The sequence below is a fragment of the Paenibacillus sp. 598K genome, assembly GCF_003851045.1.
Classification (GTDB): domain Bacteria; phylum Bacillota; class Bacilli; order Paenibacillales; family Paenibacillaceae; genus Paenibacillus_D.
This window is the reverse complement of the sequence record NZ_BFBX01000024.1, coordinates 21,193-37,224: the sequence shown is the minus strand read 5'-3', so window position 1 is coordinate 37,224 and position 16,032 is coordinate 21,193. Positions and strand designations below refer to the sequence as shown.

General features: G+C 61.5%; 13 protein-coding genes and 1 riboswitch. All 13 genes read left to right on the top strand.

Features of this window, described 5'->3' with window-relative positions; genetic code table 11:
- Positions 1-436: 436 nt before the first annotated feature.
- Positions 437-1,609 (top strand): PstS family phosphate ABC transporter substrate-binding protein, encoded by a 1,173-nt coding sequence (locus tag PA598K_RS09450; RefSeq protein WP_128656713.1) that lies wholly within the window; start codon positions 437-439, stop codon positions 1,607-1,609.
- Between the two features lie 207 nt (positions 1,610-1,816).
- A riboswitch (purine riboswitch) is annotated at positions 1,817-1,918 on the top strand.
- A 216-nt stretch (positions 1,919-2,134) separates the two neighbouring features.
- Positions 2,135-2,620 (top strand): 5-(carboxyamino)imidazole ribonucleotide mutase, encoded by a 486-nt coding sequence (gene purE / locus PA598K_RS09445; protein WP_128656712.1) that lies wholly within the window; start codon positions 2,135-2,137, stop codon positions 2,618-2,620.
- Positions 2,617-3,966 (top strand): 5-(carboxyamino)imidazole ribonucleotide synthase, encoded by a 1,350-nt coding sequence (gene purK, locus PA598K_RS09440; protein WP_260405336.1) that lies wholly within the window; start codon positions 2,617-2,619, stop codon positions 3,964-3,966. The genes purE and purK overlap by 4 nt, the downstream gene beginning before the upstream one ends.
- A 3-nt stretch (positions 3,967-3,969) precedes the next feature.
- The gene (gene purB / locus PA598K_RS09435) at positions 3,970-5,265 is read left to right on the top strand and encodes an adenylosuccinate lyase (protein ID WP_128656711.1); all 1,296 of its coding nucleotides are present in this window, start codon (positions 3,970-3,972) and stop codon (positions 5,263-5,265) included.
- A gap of 25 nt (positions 5,266-5,290) precedes the next feature.
- Positions 5,291-6,175 (top strand): phosphoribosylaminoimidazolesuccinocarboxamide synthase, encoded by an 885-nt coding sequence (locus PA598K_RS09430; RefSeq protein ID WP_128656710.1) that lies wholly within the window; start codon positions 5,291-5,293, stop codon positions 6,173-6,175.
- Between the two features lie 40 nt (positions 6,176-6,215).
- The gene (gene purS, locus PA598K_RS09425) at positions 6,216-6,461 is read left to right on the top strand and encodes a phosphoribosylformylglycinamidine synthase subunit PurS (RefSeq protein WP_185601766.1); all 246 of its coding nucleotides are present in this window, start codon (positions 6,216-6,218) and stop codon (positions 6,459-6,461) included.
- Between the two features lie 3 nt (positions 6,462-6,464).
- Positions 6,465-7,160, top strand: coding sequence for a phosphoribosylformylglycinamidine synthase subunit PurQ (purQ, locus tag PA598K_RS09420; RefSeq protein WP_128656708.1), 696 nt, complete (start codon positions 6,465-6,467; stop codon positions 7,158-7,160).
- Entirely contained in the window at positions 7,138-9,381 is a 2,244-nt protein-coding gene (gene purL, locus PA598K_RS09415; protein WP_128656707.1) for a phosphoribosylformylglycinamidine synthase subunit PurL, read from the top strand. Before purQ ends, purL begins: the two co-directional genes overlap by 23 nt.
- The gene (gene purF / locus PA598K_RS09410; RefSeq protein ID WP_128656706.1) at positions 9,366-10,844 is read left to right on the top strand and encodes an amidophosphoribosyltransferase; all 1,479 of its coding nucleotides are present in this window, start codon (positions 9,366-9,368) and stop codon (positions 10,842-10,844) included. The genes purL and purF overlap by 16 nt, the downstream gene beginning before the upstream one ends.
- A gap of 407 nt (positions 10,845-11,251) precedes the next feature.
- Positions 11,252-12,295 (top strand): phosphoribosylformylglycinamidine cyclo-ligase, encoded by a 1,044-nt coding sequence (purM, locus tag PA598K_RS09405; RefSeq protein ID WP_128656705.1) that lies wholly within the window; start codon positions 11,252-11,254, stop codon positions 12,293-12,295.
- A complete protein-coding gene (gene purN, locus PA598K_RS09400) occupies positions 12,295-12,918 on the top strand; it encodes a phosphoribosylglycinamide formyltransferase (protein ID WP_128656704.1) in 624 nt (207 codons plus the stop codon). The genes purM and purN overlap by 1 nt, the downstream gene beginning before the upstream one ends.
- 42 nt (positions 12,919-12,960) lie before the next feature.
- A complete protein-coding gene (gene purH, locus PA598K_RS09395; RefSeq protein WP_128656703.1) occupies positions 12,961-14,508 on the top strand; it encodes a bifunctional phosphoribosylaminoimidazolecarboxamide formyltransferase/IMP cyclohydrolase in 1,548 nt (515 codons plus the stop codon).
- Positions 14,509-14,584: 76 nt separating this feature from the next.
- On the top strand, positions 14,585-15,865 hold the full coding sequence (gene purD, locus PA598K_RS09390) for a phosphoribosylamine--glycine ligase (protein ID WP_128656702.1): 1,281 nt from the start codon (positions 14,585-14,587) through the stop codon (positions 15,863-15,865).
- Positions 15,866-16,032: the final 167 nt, after the last annotated feature.

Here is a 16,032-nt window from a genome sequence, read left to right as displayed (position 1 = left end):
ACTTTTCATTCTAACTGCAGAATGTTAGTTAGGGAGCATTTACTAGAAAGCTGTAGCTTACATTATGGATGCCAAAACGTACCCGCACACGAGTCCGTCGTTGCAAGCTGTTGCAATGGGCGGAACATCGTTGATGCGGGTACTTTTGTATGGACGGATATGGGTAGATGGATGGATGGAGGGATAGATGGATAGATGGATAGATGGATAGATGAGCGGATGGGTGGTTGATGAGTGCTGTCTGGTTGGCTAACGCGTGCCACATGCCATTTGCCCTGACCCCGCCTGCCCTACCCTGGCCGTGGTTCTGCTCTCATGCGGTCGGCTGCCCACGCTGGGTGCTGCCCCGCGCAAAGGTACCAGGCGAATCTGGTACTCCACAGCGGCGACAAGCGCAGGTATAATTTCCTTATTAAGACAAAGGGGATTATGTCGAATGAATACAAATCGCATGCTGAAAATAGGCCTGGCGGCCTTGCTCATTCCGGGGACCGTGCTGGCGGGGCTGGTAGGGATGATTCTCTCGTCGCTGAACGGCGGGGATCGGTTCTATACGCCGCTGGTGGCGGCAGGCGCGATCGCATTGATCGTGTTTCTGATATTGCTGTTGTTTACGCCGATTCGTCCGCAGCGAACCTGGATTGCCTTTGGCCTTACGGTGGCGCTGTTCGGGACGGCGATCGGCATCTATGAGGCGAACCGCGCCTATCACAACAGCTTTGCCCGGGTCGACCAGGGCGTCGATCTGTATGCCTACCAGCCGTTTACCGCGGACAGCAAGGCGGCCCGGCTCGATGGACCAGCCTCGTACCGCATCGAGTCTAACCCGCCGCGCATCGACGGGGCGACAGCGCTTTACCCGCTGATGGCGGCTTTCGCCCAGGCGGTCTATCCCGAGCAGGAGTACGATGTGTATGGCAGTGCGGTACAGTCGAGCAACACGGTCTATGCCTATGCCAGCTTGATCAAAGGGGAGGCGGACATCGTGTTCGCGGCCCATCCGTCCGAGGAGCAGCTGAAGATGGCGCGCGAGGCGGGCAAGGAGCTGAAGCTGACGCCGATTGGCCGCGAGGCATTTGTCTTTTTCGTGCAGGCAGACAACCCCGTGCAGGGACTCAGTCTCCAGGACATCCGGGACATCTACAGCGGACGCGTCACCAACTGGTGGGAGGTCGGCGGCAAGGACTCGCATATCCGCGCCTTCCAGCGCCCGGAGGGCAGCGGCAGCCAGACGGCGTTGCAACGGCTCATGCAGGGAGAGACGCTCATGAAGCCGCCGCAGGAGGATGTAGCGGCGGGGATGGGCGGCATCATCGAGCAGACGGCGGACTATCGCAACTATCCCAATGCGCTCGGCTATTCCTTCCTCTACTTCGCCACCGAGATGGTAGGCAACGGAGAGATCCGGCTGCTGTCGATCGACGGGGTGATGCCGAATCGCGATACGATTGCCAGCGGCGAGTATCCGCTCGCGTCCGAATTTTATGCCGTGACGACGACAGATACCGAACATCCGCAGGTCGCTTCCTTTATCGACTGGATTTTGTCGGATGAAGGGCAGCAGTTGGTCGAACGAACAGGATATACTCGACTTAACAAGTCGGAATAATAAGTTTTTGCTGTTGCGATAAGGCTTCTCCGATTTTAAGGGATTCTTCTTCGCAAAACGATCCAACCTGTAGACAAGCTCACATCAATTGGCAAGGTTCGTCAAAAAGCTCGCGAATAACACGAATATTAAGCTCTATATTAGAGTTTAATGTTCGTGTTTTGTCGTTGACAAGGCAAGTAAGGATTGATAAACTAGAGAAGGCTAATTTAGAGGTTGAAGATGTCTCGTATATCATCGGGAATACGGCCCGATCGTCTCTACCCGAGAACCATAAATTTTCGGACTACGAGCCTGGAATAGGAAGAGGTTGTCCCGCTAGGGACAGCCTTCTGCTGTCTTAAGACGGCAAGGGTGCCGCTCCGGTGTCGATACTGACCTATGGCGGAGCCTTGAAGATCGCCTTCCTGCACTAAGCTTAAGGTCCCGCAGCTCGCTCCAATGTCGCAGCTTACGGGCTTTTTGCGGTTGGAGCCACGGGATTCTTGCAAGCATATATACTGATGATAAAGGTGGGTTCAACTTATGTCTGCGAAGGTAGGCGTCATTATGGGCAGCAAGTCCGATTGGGACACGATGAAGTTAGCCTGTGACGTGCTGGAGGAGCTCCAGATCCCTTACGAGAAAAAAGTCGTCTCGGCGCATCGCACGCCGGACCTGATGTTCGAATACGCGGAAACGGCGGCAGCGCGCGGCCTCAAGGTCATCATCGCAGGCGCTGGCGGAGCCGCACACTTGCCCGGCATGGTCGCCTCGAAGACGGCATTGCCGGTTATTGGCGTCCCTGTAAAGTCGTCCAATCTGAGCGGCCTCGACTCGCTGCTCTCGATCGTCCAGATGCCGGCCGGCATCCCGGTGGCGACGGTGGCGATCGGCAATGCCGGCGGCGCCAACGCCGGACTGCTGGCGGCGCAGATGCTGGGCGCATTCGACCCTGAGGTGCAGCAGCGGGTCGTCGCCCGGCGCGAGCGGATCGCCGCCGAGGTCATCGAAAGCAGCGATACGTTATGAGCGAGGCAGGCAAGCAAGCGTCAGACTTGACTGGCACAGCGTCAACCCCGGCCGAAGAGGCGTCAGCCCCGGTCGAAGCGGCGTCAGCGCCGACTGGCGCAGCGTCAGCCCCGGTCGGCGCAGCTTCCGCTGCGGCTGAAGCTGGGGCAGAGACGGCCTCAGCCGGAGCAGCTCCCGCCCCGGCCGGAGCGTCGGCAGCGCCGCACACGATCCTGCCGGGCAGCACGATCGGCATCCTCGGCGGCGGTCAGCTCGGCCGGATGATGGCGCATGCGGGCAGCCGTCTCGGCTACCGCTTCGTCGCCCTTGATCCGACTGAGGACGCGCCGACCGGTCAGGTGGCCGATCAGATCGTCGCGGCCTATGACGATCGCGAGGCGGCGCGCGAGCTGGCGCGGCGCTCGGACGTCATCACGTACGAGTTCGAGAATGTCGATGCGGGCGTAGCAGCTATGCTGATGGAGGAATCGTACGTGCCGCAGGGCAGCGAGCTGCTCTACACGACGCAGCACCGGCTGCGGGAGAAGCGGGCGATCGAGGCCGCTGGCGTACCGGTCGCTCCCTATGCCGCAGTGAACAGCGAAGACGAGCTGCGCGAGGCGGTGGCGAGGCTCGGCGTGCCGAGCGTGCTCAAGACCGTCACCGGCGGCTACGACGGCAAGGGCCAATGGGTGCTGCGGAGCGAGGATGAGATCGTCGAGGCGTATCGGACGCTGGGCGGCGGCGCAGTCGAGCTGGTGCTGGAGCAGTTCATCCGCTTCGAGAAGGAGCTGTCGGTCATCGCCGCTCGCAGCCCGCAGGGCGAGATCAAGACCTTCCTGCCGGCGGAGAATGTCCATGTCGACAACATCCTGCATCTGTCGATCGTACCGGCCCGCATCCCGGCGTCTGTGGCCGCCGCGGCGGAGACGCTGGCGCGGCGGATCGCTGAGGGACTCGGCGTCGTCGGCTTGATCGCAGTCGAGCTGTTCCTCGCGGACGGACGGCTCTACGTCAATGAGCTGGCGCCTCGTCCGCATAACAGCGGTCACTACACGATGGAGGCATGCCGGACGTCGCAGTTCGAGCAGCATGTGCGGGCGGTGTGCAATCTTCCGCTCGGCGGCACCGAGCTGCTGACGCCCGTCGTGATGGTCAACGTGCTCGGCGAGCATGTCGAACCGCTGCTGCAGCGGATGGCGCAGCATGACGAGGCGGCGGCGCGGCTCGGCGTCGAGCCGAAGGTACATCTGTACGGCAAGCACGAAGCAAAACATAAGCGCAAGATGGGACATGTCAATGTGCTGGCTGCCGACACGGCGTCGGCGCTGGCCTGGATCGATGAGACGAACATATGGAGGGCGTAATCAATGTTAGAGCGGTATAGCAGACCTGAGATGAGAGCGATCTGGACGGAGCAGAACAAGTTCCAGGCGTGGCTGGAAGTCGAACTGTGCGCATGCGAGGCGTGGGCCGAGCTGGGCGTCATCCCGAAGGAGGATGTCGAGGCGCTGCGCGCAGGTGCGAGCTTCGATATCGACCGGATCAGCGAGATCGAGCTGGAGACGCGGCATGACGTAATCGCGTTCACCCGCGCCGTATCCGAGACGGTAGGTCCAGAGCGCAAGTGGGTGCACTACGGCCTGACCTCGACGGACGTCGTCGACACGGCGAACGGCTACCTGCTGCGCCAGGCCAACGAGATCCTGCAGCGCGACATCGAGCAGTTCATCGAGATCCTGAAGAACAAGGCGATCGAGTACCGCGACACGCCGATGATGGGACGGACGCATGGCGTGCATGCCGAGCCGACGACCTTTGGCCTGAAGGTGGCGCTCTGGTACGAGGAGATGAAGCGCAACCTCGAGCGCTTCGCGCATGCCGCTGATGGCGTGCAGTACGGCAAAATCTCCGGCGCAGTCGGCACGTACGCGAACATCGATCCGTTCGTCGAGGAGTTCGTCTGCCGCAAGCTCGGCACCAAGCCGGCGCCGATCTCGACGCAGACGCTGCAGCGCGACCGTCATGCCGAGTACATGGCGACGCTGGCGTTGATCGCCACCTCGCTGGACAAGTTCGCTACCGAGATTCGGGCGCTTCAGAAGAGCGAATTCCGCGAGGTCGAGGAGCCGTTCGCCAAGGGACAGAAGGGCTCGTCGGCGATGCCGCACAAGCGCAACCCGATCGGCTGCGAGAACATCTCCGGTCTGGCCCGCGTCATCCGCGGCCATATGGTATCGGCCTACGAGAATGTGCCGCTCTGGCATGAGCGCGACATCAGCCACTCCTCCGTCGAGCGGATCATCCTGCCGGACGCGACGATGCTGCTCAACTATATGCTGAACCGTCTGGGCAACATCATCAAGAACCTGACCGTGTTCCCCGAGAACATGAAGCGCAACATGCTCAGCACGTACGGCGTGCCGTTCTCCGGCCGCGTCATGACCAAGCTGATCGACAAAGGCTTCAGCCGCGAGCAGGCGTACGACACCGTGCAGCCGCGCGCGATGCAGGCGTGGGAGGAGCAGCGTCAGTTCAAGGATATCATCCAGGCGACGCCGGCAATTACCGAGGCCCTGTCCGAGGAAGAGATCGAGGATTGCTTCAACCCGACCTGGCATCTCAAGCACGTCAAGACGATCTTCGAGCGGCTCGGTCTGAACTAATATACCAAGGAGGCACGAAACGACGATGAATACACAGGCTATCTCCACTGCGGTGGATTATGTCAAGGCGCCGCTGCTGTACAAAGGCAAAGTGCGCGAGCTCTACGATCTCGGCGAGCACTTACTGATCGTCGTTACCGACCGCATCTCCGCATTCGATTATGTGCTGGAGCCGGCCGTGCCGAACAAAGGCAACGTCTTGAACCAACTGAGCGCGCACTGGTTCGAGCTGACCCGCGAATTCCAACCCAATCATGTCGTTCATACCGATGTAGACAAGCTGGGCGACCTCATCACCGAGCCGGAGCTGCTGCGCGATCGGATCATGGTGACCCGCAAGGCGGAGCGCATCGATATCGAATGTGTCGTCCGGGGCTATATCACAGGCGGCGGTTGGAGACAATATCAGCAAACGTCCGGCGTCAACGGCATCGCCCTCTCGGGCCGACTGCGCAAAAACGAGCGTCTCGAGGAGCCGATCTTCACCCCGGCGGCCAAAAACGACGTTGGCCATGACGAGGACATCCCGTTCCTGAAGATGAAGGATCTCGTCGGCAGCGACAAGCTGGCGCTTGAGCTGCGGGAGCGCAGCCTCAAGCTGTACGAGTTCGGCCATGCCTACTGCGCGGAGCGCGGCATCATCCTCGCGGACTGCAAGTTCGAATTTGGCCTCATCGACGGCCAGGTCGTCCTGATCGACGAGCTGTTCACGCCTGACTCCTCGCGCTTCTGGTCCAAGGAGAGCTATGCGCTCGACACCGAGATCGACAGCATGGACAAAGAGCCGGTGCGCCACTATCTGGCCCAGTCCGACTGGGACAAGAACAGCACGCCGCCGCCGCTGCCGGATGAGGTTGTCGCAGAGACGACGCGCCGCTATATGGAGATTTACGATATTTTGACCAAGTAATCCTGCGCATTCATACGCCCATACTAGGAGGAATACGAAGATCATGAAAGCTAGAGTGTACGTCACGATCAAACAAAATGTACTCGACCCGCAAGGCACGGCCGTCCAAGGCGCGCTGCATTCCATCGGCTTCAACGAAGTCGGGAAGGTACGCATCGGCAAATATCTGGAGCTCGACGTGGACACGACCGACCGCGCCGAAGCCGAAGAGCGGATCAGACAAATGTGCGAGAAGCTGCTGGCCAACACGGTGGTTGAAGATTACCGTTTCGAACTGGAGGGTTAATCGATGAAGTTTGCGGTACTGGTATTCCCAGGCTCGAACTGCGACATCGACTGCTACAAAGCCGTCGAGCAGACGATTGGCGAGCCGGTCGACTATGTCTGGCACACGACGACGGACCTCTCGGGCTATGACTGCATCATCGTCCCCGGCGGGTTCTCCTATGGCGACTACCTGCGCTGCGGCTCGATCGCGAACTTCGCGCCGGTCATGAACGAGGTGCGCAAGGCCGCCGAAGCTGGCAAGTATATCCTCGGCATCTGCAACGGCTTCCAGATCCTCACGGAATCCCGTCTGCTGCCAGGCGCGCTGTTGCGCAACAACGGCATGAAGTTCCGCTGCCACCAGGCGCTGCTGGAGGTCGTCAACAACGACACGCCATTCACCAATCAGTATGCGCAGGGCGAGGTTGTCGATATCCCGATCGCGCACGGCGAGGGCAACTACTATTGCGACGAAGCGACACTCGAAGAGTTGAAAGCCAATAACCAGATCGTATTCCGTTATGTGGCCGGAGCCAACCCGAACGGTTCGGTCGAAGACATCGCAGGCATCTGCAACAAAGCGGGCAATGTCGTCGGCATGATGCCGCATCCGGAGCGCGCGGTCAACCAACTGCTCGGCTCCGAGGACGGCAAACGGATGTTCACATCGATCTTGAATGCATGGAGGGAACAGCATGGCGCAGCAATTAACGGCTAAGGAGCCGACACCGCAGCAGATCGTCGAGCAAAAGCTGTACAAGCAAATGGGCGTGACCGATCAGGAATTCGAGCAGATCTGCGGCTTCCTCGGACGTCAGCCCAACTACACCGAGATCGGCGTATTCAGCGTCATGTGGTCGGAGCACTGCTCCTACAAAAACTCCAAGCCGCTGCTGCGCCGCTTCCCGGTCGATGGCCCGCGCGTCCTGATGGGACCGGGCGAGGGCGCCGGCATCGTCGATATCGGCGACAACCAGGCGGTCTGCTTCAAGATCGAATCGCATAATCACCCGTCGGCCATCGAGCCGTATCAGGGCGCAGCGACAGGCGTCGGCGGCATCATCCGCGACATCTTCTCGATGGGCGCGCGTCCGGTCGCATTGCTGAACAGCCTGCGCTTCGGTCGTCTCGAGAACGACCGCGTACGCTACCTGTTCGAGCATGTCGTCAGCGGCATCGCCGGCTACGGCAACTGTATCGGCATCCCGACGGTCGCAGGCGAGGTTATGTTCGACGAGAGCTACGAGGGCAACCCGCTCGTCAACGCGATGTGCGTCGGTCTGATCGACCACGACAAGATTCAGCGCGGCGTCGCCAAGGGCGTCGGCAACCCGGTGTTCTACGTCGGTCCGGCTACCGGCCGCGACGGCATCCACGGCGCGACTTTCGCCTCCGAGGAGCTGACCGCAGAGTCCGAGGCGAAGCGTCCGGCAGTCCAGGTCGGCGATCCATTCATGGAGAAGCTGGTCATGGAAGCCTGTCTCGAGCTGATCGACACCGGCATCGTGCTCGGCATCCAGGACATGGGCGCGGCAGGTCTGACCTGCTCGAGCGCAGAGATGGCGTCCAAGGCGGGCAACGGCCTCGAGCTGTACCTCGACGAGGTGCCGCAGCGCGAGGAAGGCATGACTCCGTACGAGATGATGCTCTCCGAGTCGCAGGAGCGGATGCTGTTCGTCGTCGAGCCTAAGGACGAAGCGCAAGCCCTGGAGATCTTCGAGCGTTGGGGCATCATCTGCGCCAAGGTCGGCAAAGTAACCGATGACGGTCGTCTGCGTCTGTTCCACCAGGGCGAGCAAGTGGCCGACATGCCGGTAACGGCGCTCGTCGACGAGTGTCCGGTATACAACAAGCCATCCAGCGAGCCGGCCTACTACGCGGCAGGCGCGTCGGTCGACACGACGGCTTACCCGGAAGTGGCCAACCTGACGGCGGCGCTCGAGCAAGTGCTGGCTTCCCCGACGGTCGCGAGCAAGGAATGGGTATACAACCAGTATGACTTCATGGTGCGGACCAACACAGCTGTCCAGCCAGGCTCCGATGCGGCGGTCGTGACGATCGACGGCACGCGCAAGGCGCTGGCGATGACGACGGACTGCAACGGTCGTTACGTCCACCTCGATCCAGAGGTCGGCGGCAAGATCGCCGTCGCCGAGGCGGCGCGCAATATCGTCTGCTCCGGCGCAGAGCCGCTGGCGATTACGGACAACCTGAACTTCGGCAACCCGGAGAAGCCTGAGGTGTTCTGGCAGATGGAGAAGGCAGTGGACGGCATGGCCGAAGCTTGTCGTTATCTCGATACGCCGGTCATCGGCGGCAACGTCAGCTTGTACAACGAGAATTCGAAGGGCGCGATCTACCCGACGCCGGTCGTCGGCATGGTCGGACTCGTCCGCGACATCGACCATATCACGACTCAGGGCTTCAAGTCCGAAGGCGACGTCATCGTGCTCGTCGGCGAGACGAAGGCGGAGCTGGGCGGCAGCGAGCTGCAGAAGGTCGTCCATGGCGTCGTCGAAGGACGTCCGCCAGCGCTCGATCTGGAGACGGAGAAAAAACTGCTCGGCGGCGTGCTGGCTGCGATCCAGCAAGGCCTCGTCGCTTCGGCGCATGACCTGTCCGAGGGCGGTCTGGCGGTCGCGCTGGCCGAATCGTGCATCAGCGGCAAGCTGGGCGCTCAAGTGGCTGTAACAAGCGAGCTGCGCGCCGACCTCGCACTGTTCAGCGAATCGCAATCGCGTATCCTGCTCTCCGCCAAACCGGAGCAAGCGGCGAAGCTGCAAGCTCTGCTCGGCGAGCATGGCGTACCGCATGCCGTCATCGGCAACGTGCAAGGCAAGGACCTGGAGATCAACGTAAACGGCAAACCGGCAGTATCGGCGCCGGTACTACAACTGGAGAAGGTCTGGAAGGATGCGATTCCATGTCTCATGAAGTAGAACAACTCCCGCAATTGTGGACAGGTGACCATTACAACGAGGGGATCGGCCGCGACGATATTTTTGACAAGCTGAGAGAAGAGTGCGGCGTGTTCGGCGTGTTCGGACTGCCTGACGCTTCGACGCTCTCCTACTACGGGCTGCACGCGTTGCAGCATCGCGGCGAGGAGAGCGCGGGCATCTGCACCGTCGACTCGCAGAACCGGGGATTCCATTACCATCGCAACATGGGACTGGTCAAGGAAGTGTTCACCCAGGAACGGCTGGGCGAGCTGCCTGGCGACCGCGCGATCGGCCATGTCCGCTACTCGACAGCAGGGGAGAGCAAGCTGGCCAATGCGCAGCCGCTCATCTTCAAGTACCGGGACGGCGATCTGGCGGTGGCGACCAACGGCAATATCGTCAATGCGCCGGAGATCCGCCGCGAGCTCGAGCATCTCGGCTCGATCTTCCAGACGACGAGCGACACCGAGGTAATCGCGCATCTGATCGCCCGCTCGCCCAAGGACTTCGTCTCGGCGGTGCGCGATGCGATGCAGCGGATCGTCGGCGGTTATGCGTTCCTCATCATGACCAACGACAAGCTGATCGTCGCCTCCGATCCGCATGGCCTGCGTCCGCTCGTCATGGGCCGGCTCGGCAGCGGCTACGTGTTCGCCTCGGAGACATGCGCGCTGGAGACGTGCGGCGCGGTCTATGAGCGCGACGTGCAGCCCGGCGAGATGCTGGTGTTGGATGAGAGCGGCTTGCGCGTCGAGCGGTATGCGCCGCTGGAGCGTCGGGCTACCTGTTCCATGGAGTATATCTACTTCGCAAGACCGGACAGCGACATCAACGGCATCAACCTGCACTCCGCCCGCAAGCGGATGGGCAAGGAGATGGCCATCGAGTCGTTCGTCGACGCCGACATCGTCACCGGGGTGCCGGACTCGAGCATCTCGGCGGCGATCGGCTATGCCGAGCAGACGGGGATCCCGTACGAGCTTGGCCTGATTAAGAACAAGTACACCGGCCGGACGTTCATCCAGCCGTCGCAGGCGCTGCGCGAGAAGGGCGTCAAGATGAAGCTGAGCGCCGTCCGCAAGGTTGTCGAAGGCAAGCGCGTCGTCATGATCGACGACTCGATCGTCCGCGGCACGACGTCGCTGCGCATCGTCAACCTGCTGCGCGAGGCCGGCGCGACCGAGGTGCATGTACGCATCACCTCGCCGCCGTTCGCCAACCCTTGCTACTACGGCATCGACACGCCGGATCGCAAGGAGCTGATCGCCTCATCCAAGACGGTCGAGGAGATCCGCCAGGCGATCAATGCCGACTCGCTGCACTTCTTGAGCCATCGCGGCCTCATCGAGGCGATCGGCGGCAATCAGGGCGAGCCGAACCGCGGCATGTGCCTCGCTTGCTTCGACAACGACTACCCGACCCCGGTCGACGCGGAAGCGGAGAAAAGCTGCAGCTGTTAGGCTGCAGCTATCGTACAAGGCCGGACGCTCTGCTCCCAACGGGGGGAGCTCGTGATTGACGCGTCATGGATGGGGCATAAGCTAAGTTGGCAGCAAGGAACATGAGTAACCTTATTTGCCCCGAAACGCCCCAATTAGCGCTCTTTAGGAACCTGAGTAACGTTATTTGTCCCTCGCAATCCCTTAGAAGGGCAAATCGAGTCAAATAACGATACCCAGGTTCGCTAATTTCCAAGAACGGCGGTTTTTCGGGAAATAGCGTTACATAGGTTCCTTGCGGTGTTATTGTTCGGCTGTCGCTTAGATAGCGCCGCTACCGTCCGTCTGGATTGGGCGAAGAATAGTAAGGATATGGACGATACCGGCCCCCGTGTGCGGATGGCTGGAACTACAAAGGAGTGTTACTGGTGTCAGAAGCCTACAAACAGGCCGGCGTCGATATCGCGGCCGGCAATGAAGCAGTCGAGCGGATGAAAAAGCACGTGAAGCGTACGCTGCGCCCCGAAGTCATGACGGAGCTGGGCGGCTTCGGCGGGCTGTTCGGCCTCGACAAGAGCAAATACGAGGAGCCGGTGCTCGTCTCCGGCACGGACGGCGTCGGCACCAAGCTGAAGATCGCCTTTGCGATGGACAAACATGACACAATCGGCATCGACGCCGTCGCGATGTGCGTCAACGACATCGTCGTGCAGGGCGCGGAGCCGTTGTTTTTCCTCGACTATCTGGCGTGCGACAAGGTCGTGCCGGAGAAGATCGAAGCGATCGTCAAAGGCATCTCCGACGGCTGCGTCGGCTCGGGCTGCGCGCTGATCGGCGGCGAGACGGCCGAGATGCCGGGCATGTACGCCGAGGGCGAGTATGACATCGCCGGCTTCACGGTAGGCGTCGTCGACAAGAAGAAGATCATCGACGGCAGCACGATTGCTCCTGGCGATGCGATCATCGGTCTGGCCTCGAGCGGCGTGCACAGCAATGGCTTCTCGCTCGTCCGTCGCCTGCTGCTGGAGCAATCCGGCTACGCGCTGACCGATACGGTGGCAGAGCTGGACGGTCAGCGTCTGGGCGACGTGCTGCTCGAGCCGACCAAGCTGTATGTGAAGCCTGCGTTGGCGTTGATCGAGGGCGTCCAGGTGAAGGGCATGGCCCACATTACCGGCGGCGGCTTCATCGAGAACATCCCACGCGTGCTGCCAGACGGCGTCAACGCCGAGATCGACTACGGCAGCTGGCCGATCCTGCCGATCTTCGAGTTGATGCAGCAGAAGGGCAGCATTACGAACCGCGATATGTTCACGACGTTTAACATGGGTATCGGCTACATCGCAGTCGTGCCGGCGGAGCAAGCAGAGGAAGCGCTGCGCATCCTGGCCGAGCAAGGCGAGCAGGCGTATCGGATCGGTACGGTCACTGAGGGCAGCCGCGTCGTCACCTTCACGGGAGCGGACGTCTAGTGGCGCTCAAGATCGCCGTATTCGCCTCCGGTCAGGGCAGCAACTTCCAGGCGCTCGCGGATAGAGTACAGCAAGGGCGGCTCGATGTCAGCATCGAGCTGCTCGTCTGTGATCGGCCGTCCGCGCCAGTGGTCGGCCGCGCCGAGCGCGCGGGGGTGCCGGTGCATGCCTTCACGCCCAAGTCGTATCCGAATCGCGAAGCGTACGAGCAAGAGATCCTCGCCAAGCTGCAGGAGCTCGGCGTCGAGCTGATCGTCTTGGCTGGCTACATGCGGATCATCACGCCGGTACTGGTCGAGCCATATTACGGGCGGATGATTAATGTCCACCCTTCGCTGCTGCCGTCCTTCCCGGGCGTGGGCGGGATCAAGCAGGCGCTCGAATACGGCGTCAAGGTAACGGGCGTCACCGTCCATTATGTGGACGGCGGCCTCGACAGCGGTCCGATCATCGCCCAGCGGGCGGTCGAGGTAGCTGACGACGATACGGAAGACTCGCTTGCCGCTCGCATCCATCTGGTCGAGCAAGCGCTGCTTCCCTGGGTCGTACAGCAGATTGCGCATGGCCGCGTGCAGCTCGATGGACGCCATGTGCGGATCGAAGGCGTAACGATCCACGAGTAGAGCTGGAGTTATAGCATTCATATATATTTGGGAGGGATTGGATTGGCTATTCGCAGAGCGCTGATCAGCGTATCGGACAAGACGGGCATCGTGGAGTTCTCGCGCGCCCTGTCCGAGCTGGGCGTGGAGATCATATCGACTGGCGGGACGGCAAGTCTGTTGGAAAAGGAAGGCGTGCCGGTAATCGGCATCTCGGACGTGACCGGATTCCCCGAGATCCTCGACGGACGCGTGAAGACGCTGCACCCAGCGGTGCATAGCGGCTTGCTGGCGATCCGCGACGATGCGGAGCACCAGAAGAAGATGGAGGAGCTGGAGCTGAAGTATATCGACCTCGTCGTCGTCAACCTGTATCCGTTCCAAGAGACGATCGCCAAGCCCGATGTGTCGTATGAGGATGCGGTCGAGAACATCGACATCGGCGGCCCGACGATGCTGCGCTCGGCAGCCAAAAACCACGCCTTCGTCACCGTCGTCGTCGATGCGGCCGACTATGGGACCGTGCTCGAGGAAGTGCGTGGCGGTGGCGACACGACGCTCGAGACGCGCAAGGCGCTCGCGGCCAAGGTTTTCCGCCACACCGGCGCTTACGATGCGCTTATCTCCGATTACCTGACGACGCAGACCGGCCTGACGCTGCCGGAGCGCATGACCGTTACGTACGAGAAGGTGCAGGACCTCCGCTATGGCGAGAATCCGCATCAATCGGCAGCCTTCTACCGCAAGCCGCTGGCGCCTGAGGGCAACATCACGACGGCCAAGCAGCTGCATGGCAAGGAGCTGAGCTACAACAACATCAACGACGCCAACGCAGCACTCGCGATCGTTAAGGAATTCGAGGAGCCGGCTGTCGTTGCGGTCAAGCATATGAACCCGTGCGGCGTCGGCATCGGCGCAGACATCCACGAGGCGTATCAGAAGGCCTATGCGGCCGACCCCACCTCGATCTTCGGCGGCATCGTCGCGGCCAACCGGACGATCGGCAAGGAGACGGCGCTGCTGCTGCATGAGATCTTCCTGGAGATCGTCATCGCCCCTGACTTCACGCAGGAGGCGCTGGATATCCTCTCGCAGAAGAAAAACATCCGACTGCTGACGCTCGGCACGATCCAGTCGGGCGCGCAGCGCAAGCCGGAATGGCTCGTCACCTCGGTCGACGGCGGTATGCTCGTCCAGCAGAGCGATGTGCATACGCTGACCGCTGACGATCTGAAGGTCGTCACGAACCGTCAGCCGTCCGAGGAGGAGCTGAAGCAGCTGCTGTTCGGCTGGAAGGTCGTCAAGCATGTGAAGTCCAACGCGATCCTGCTGGCGAAGAACAACATGACGATCGGCGTCGGCGCCGGTCAGATGAACCGTGTCGGCGCGGCGCGCATCGCCATCGAGCAAGCGGGCGTCGAGGCGCAAGGAGCGATCCTGGCCTCCGATGCGTTCTTCCCGATGGGCGACACGCTGGAGCTCGCAGCCAAGGCAGGTATCACGGCAGTGATCCAGCCAGGCGGCTCGATCAAGGACGAGGAGTCGATCGCCGTGGCCAACGCGCACAACATCGCAATGGTCATGACCGGCGTACGTCATTTCAAACATTAATCGATCGGGCTCCCCGGTCCCCTGCTCCCTGACGGGCGAGGGGGCTGGCCGGGCCCCTTCCTGAGGAGGAGACCTTGTGCGGTTATTAGTCATCGGCGGCGGCGGACGCGAGCATGCCCTCGTCTGGGCGCTCAAGAAGAGCGACAAAGTGAAGGAAATCTACTGCGCGCCAGGCAATGCGGGGATCGCCCAGCTCGCCGAGTGTGTGCCGATCCCGGTCAGCCGCTTCGGCGACCTGATCCAGTTTGCTGTGGATCATGCGATCGACCTTGTCGTCGTCGGCCCGGACGACCCGCTGGCAGCGGGCATCGTCGACGCCTTCGAGGCGCGCGGCATCCCGATCTTCGGACCGCGTCAAAATGCGGCGGAGATCGAGGGCAGCAAGATCTTCATGAAGGACCTGCTCCGCAAGTACAACATCCCGACCGCCAAGTACGAGACGTTCACCGACTATGAGTCGGCCTCGGCGTACCTGGCGCAACAGACGGCGCCGATCGTCATCAAGGCGGACGGGCTGGCGGCCGGCAAGGGCGTCACCGTCGCGCGGACGATGGAAGAGGCGAAGGCGGCGCTTGAGGATATGATGGTCGGCAAGGTGTTCGGCGATTCGGGCAGCCAGGTCGTCATCGAGGAATGTCTCGAAGGGCAGGAGATGTCGATCCTCGCATTCGTCGACGGCGAGACGGTGCGGCCGATGGTGCCGGCCCAGGATCACAAGCCGGTCTATGACGGCGACCTGGGACCGAACACGGGCGGCATGGGCACGTACACGCCGCTGCCGCATATCCCGCAGTCGATCGTCGACGAGGCGATCGAGAATATCATCATCCCGACGGCCAAGGCGATGGTCAGCGAGGGACGGCCGTTCCGCGGCTTCCTGTTCGCGGGTCTGATGATCACGAAGAACGGTCCGACGACGATCGAATTCAACGCCCGGATGGGCGACCCGGAGACCCAGGTCGTGCTGCCGCGTCTGAAGACCGATCTGCTCGACATCATCCTGGCGGCGATGAACGGCCGGCTCGACCAGCTCGAGATCGAGTGGAGCGACGAGGCGGCGGTCTGCGTCATCCTCGCCTCCGAGGGCTATCCGGCCTCCTATCCGAAGGGCCGCGTCATCACCGGTCTGGCAGAGGCAGAGGCACAGGAGGGTATCCAGCTCTTCCATGCCGGAACCTCGCTTGACGGCGACCAGTTCGTGACGAGCGGCGGCCGCGTGCTCGGGGTCGTCGGCATCGGCGCCGACACGGCGCAGGCGCGCGAGCGGGCGTACAAGGCGGCGGAGACGATCAAGTTCGACGGCGTCCACTACCGCACCGACATCGGCGTCAAGGCGTTGCAGGGGCTGAATACGTAACACAGATCAGATTGTCCGCTTCGCCATCCCGCCCTCCACGGCGGGATGGCGAAGCGGATTTTTTTGTAGCTAGATAAGGACTTCGCGTATGTCATCGGAGCCGGAATGTGCGAAAAATGTAACAAGTCTCGTCGAAAAAGCTGCCGCGGTCCGGAGATATGCGAAAA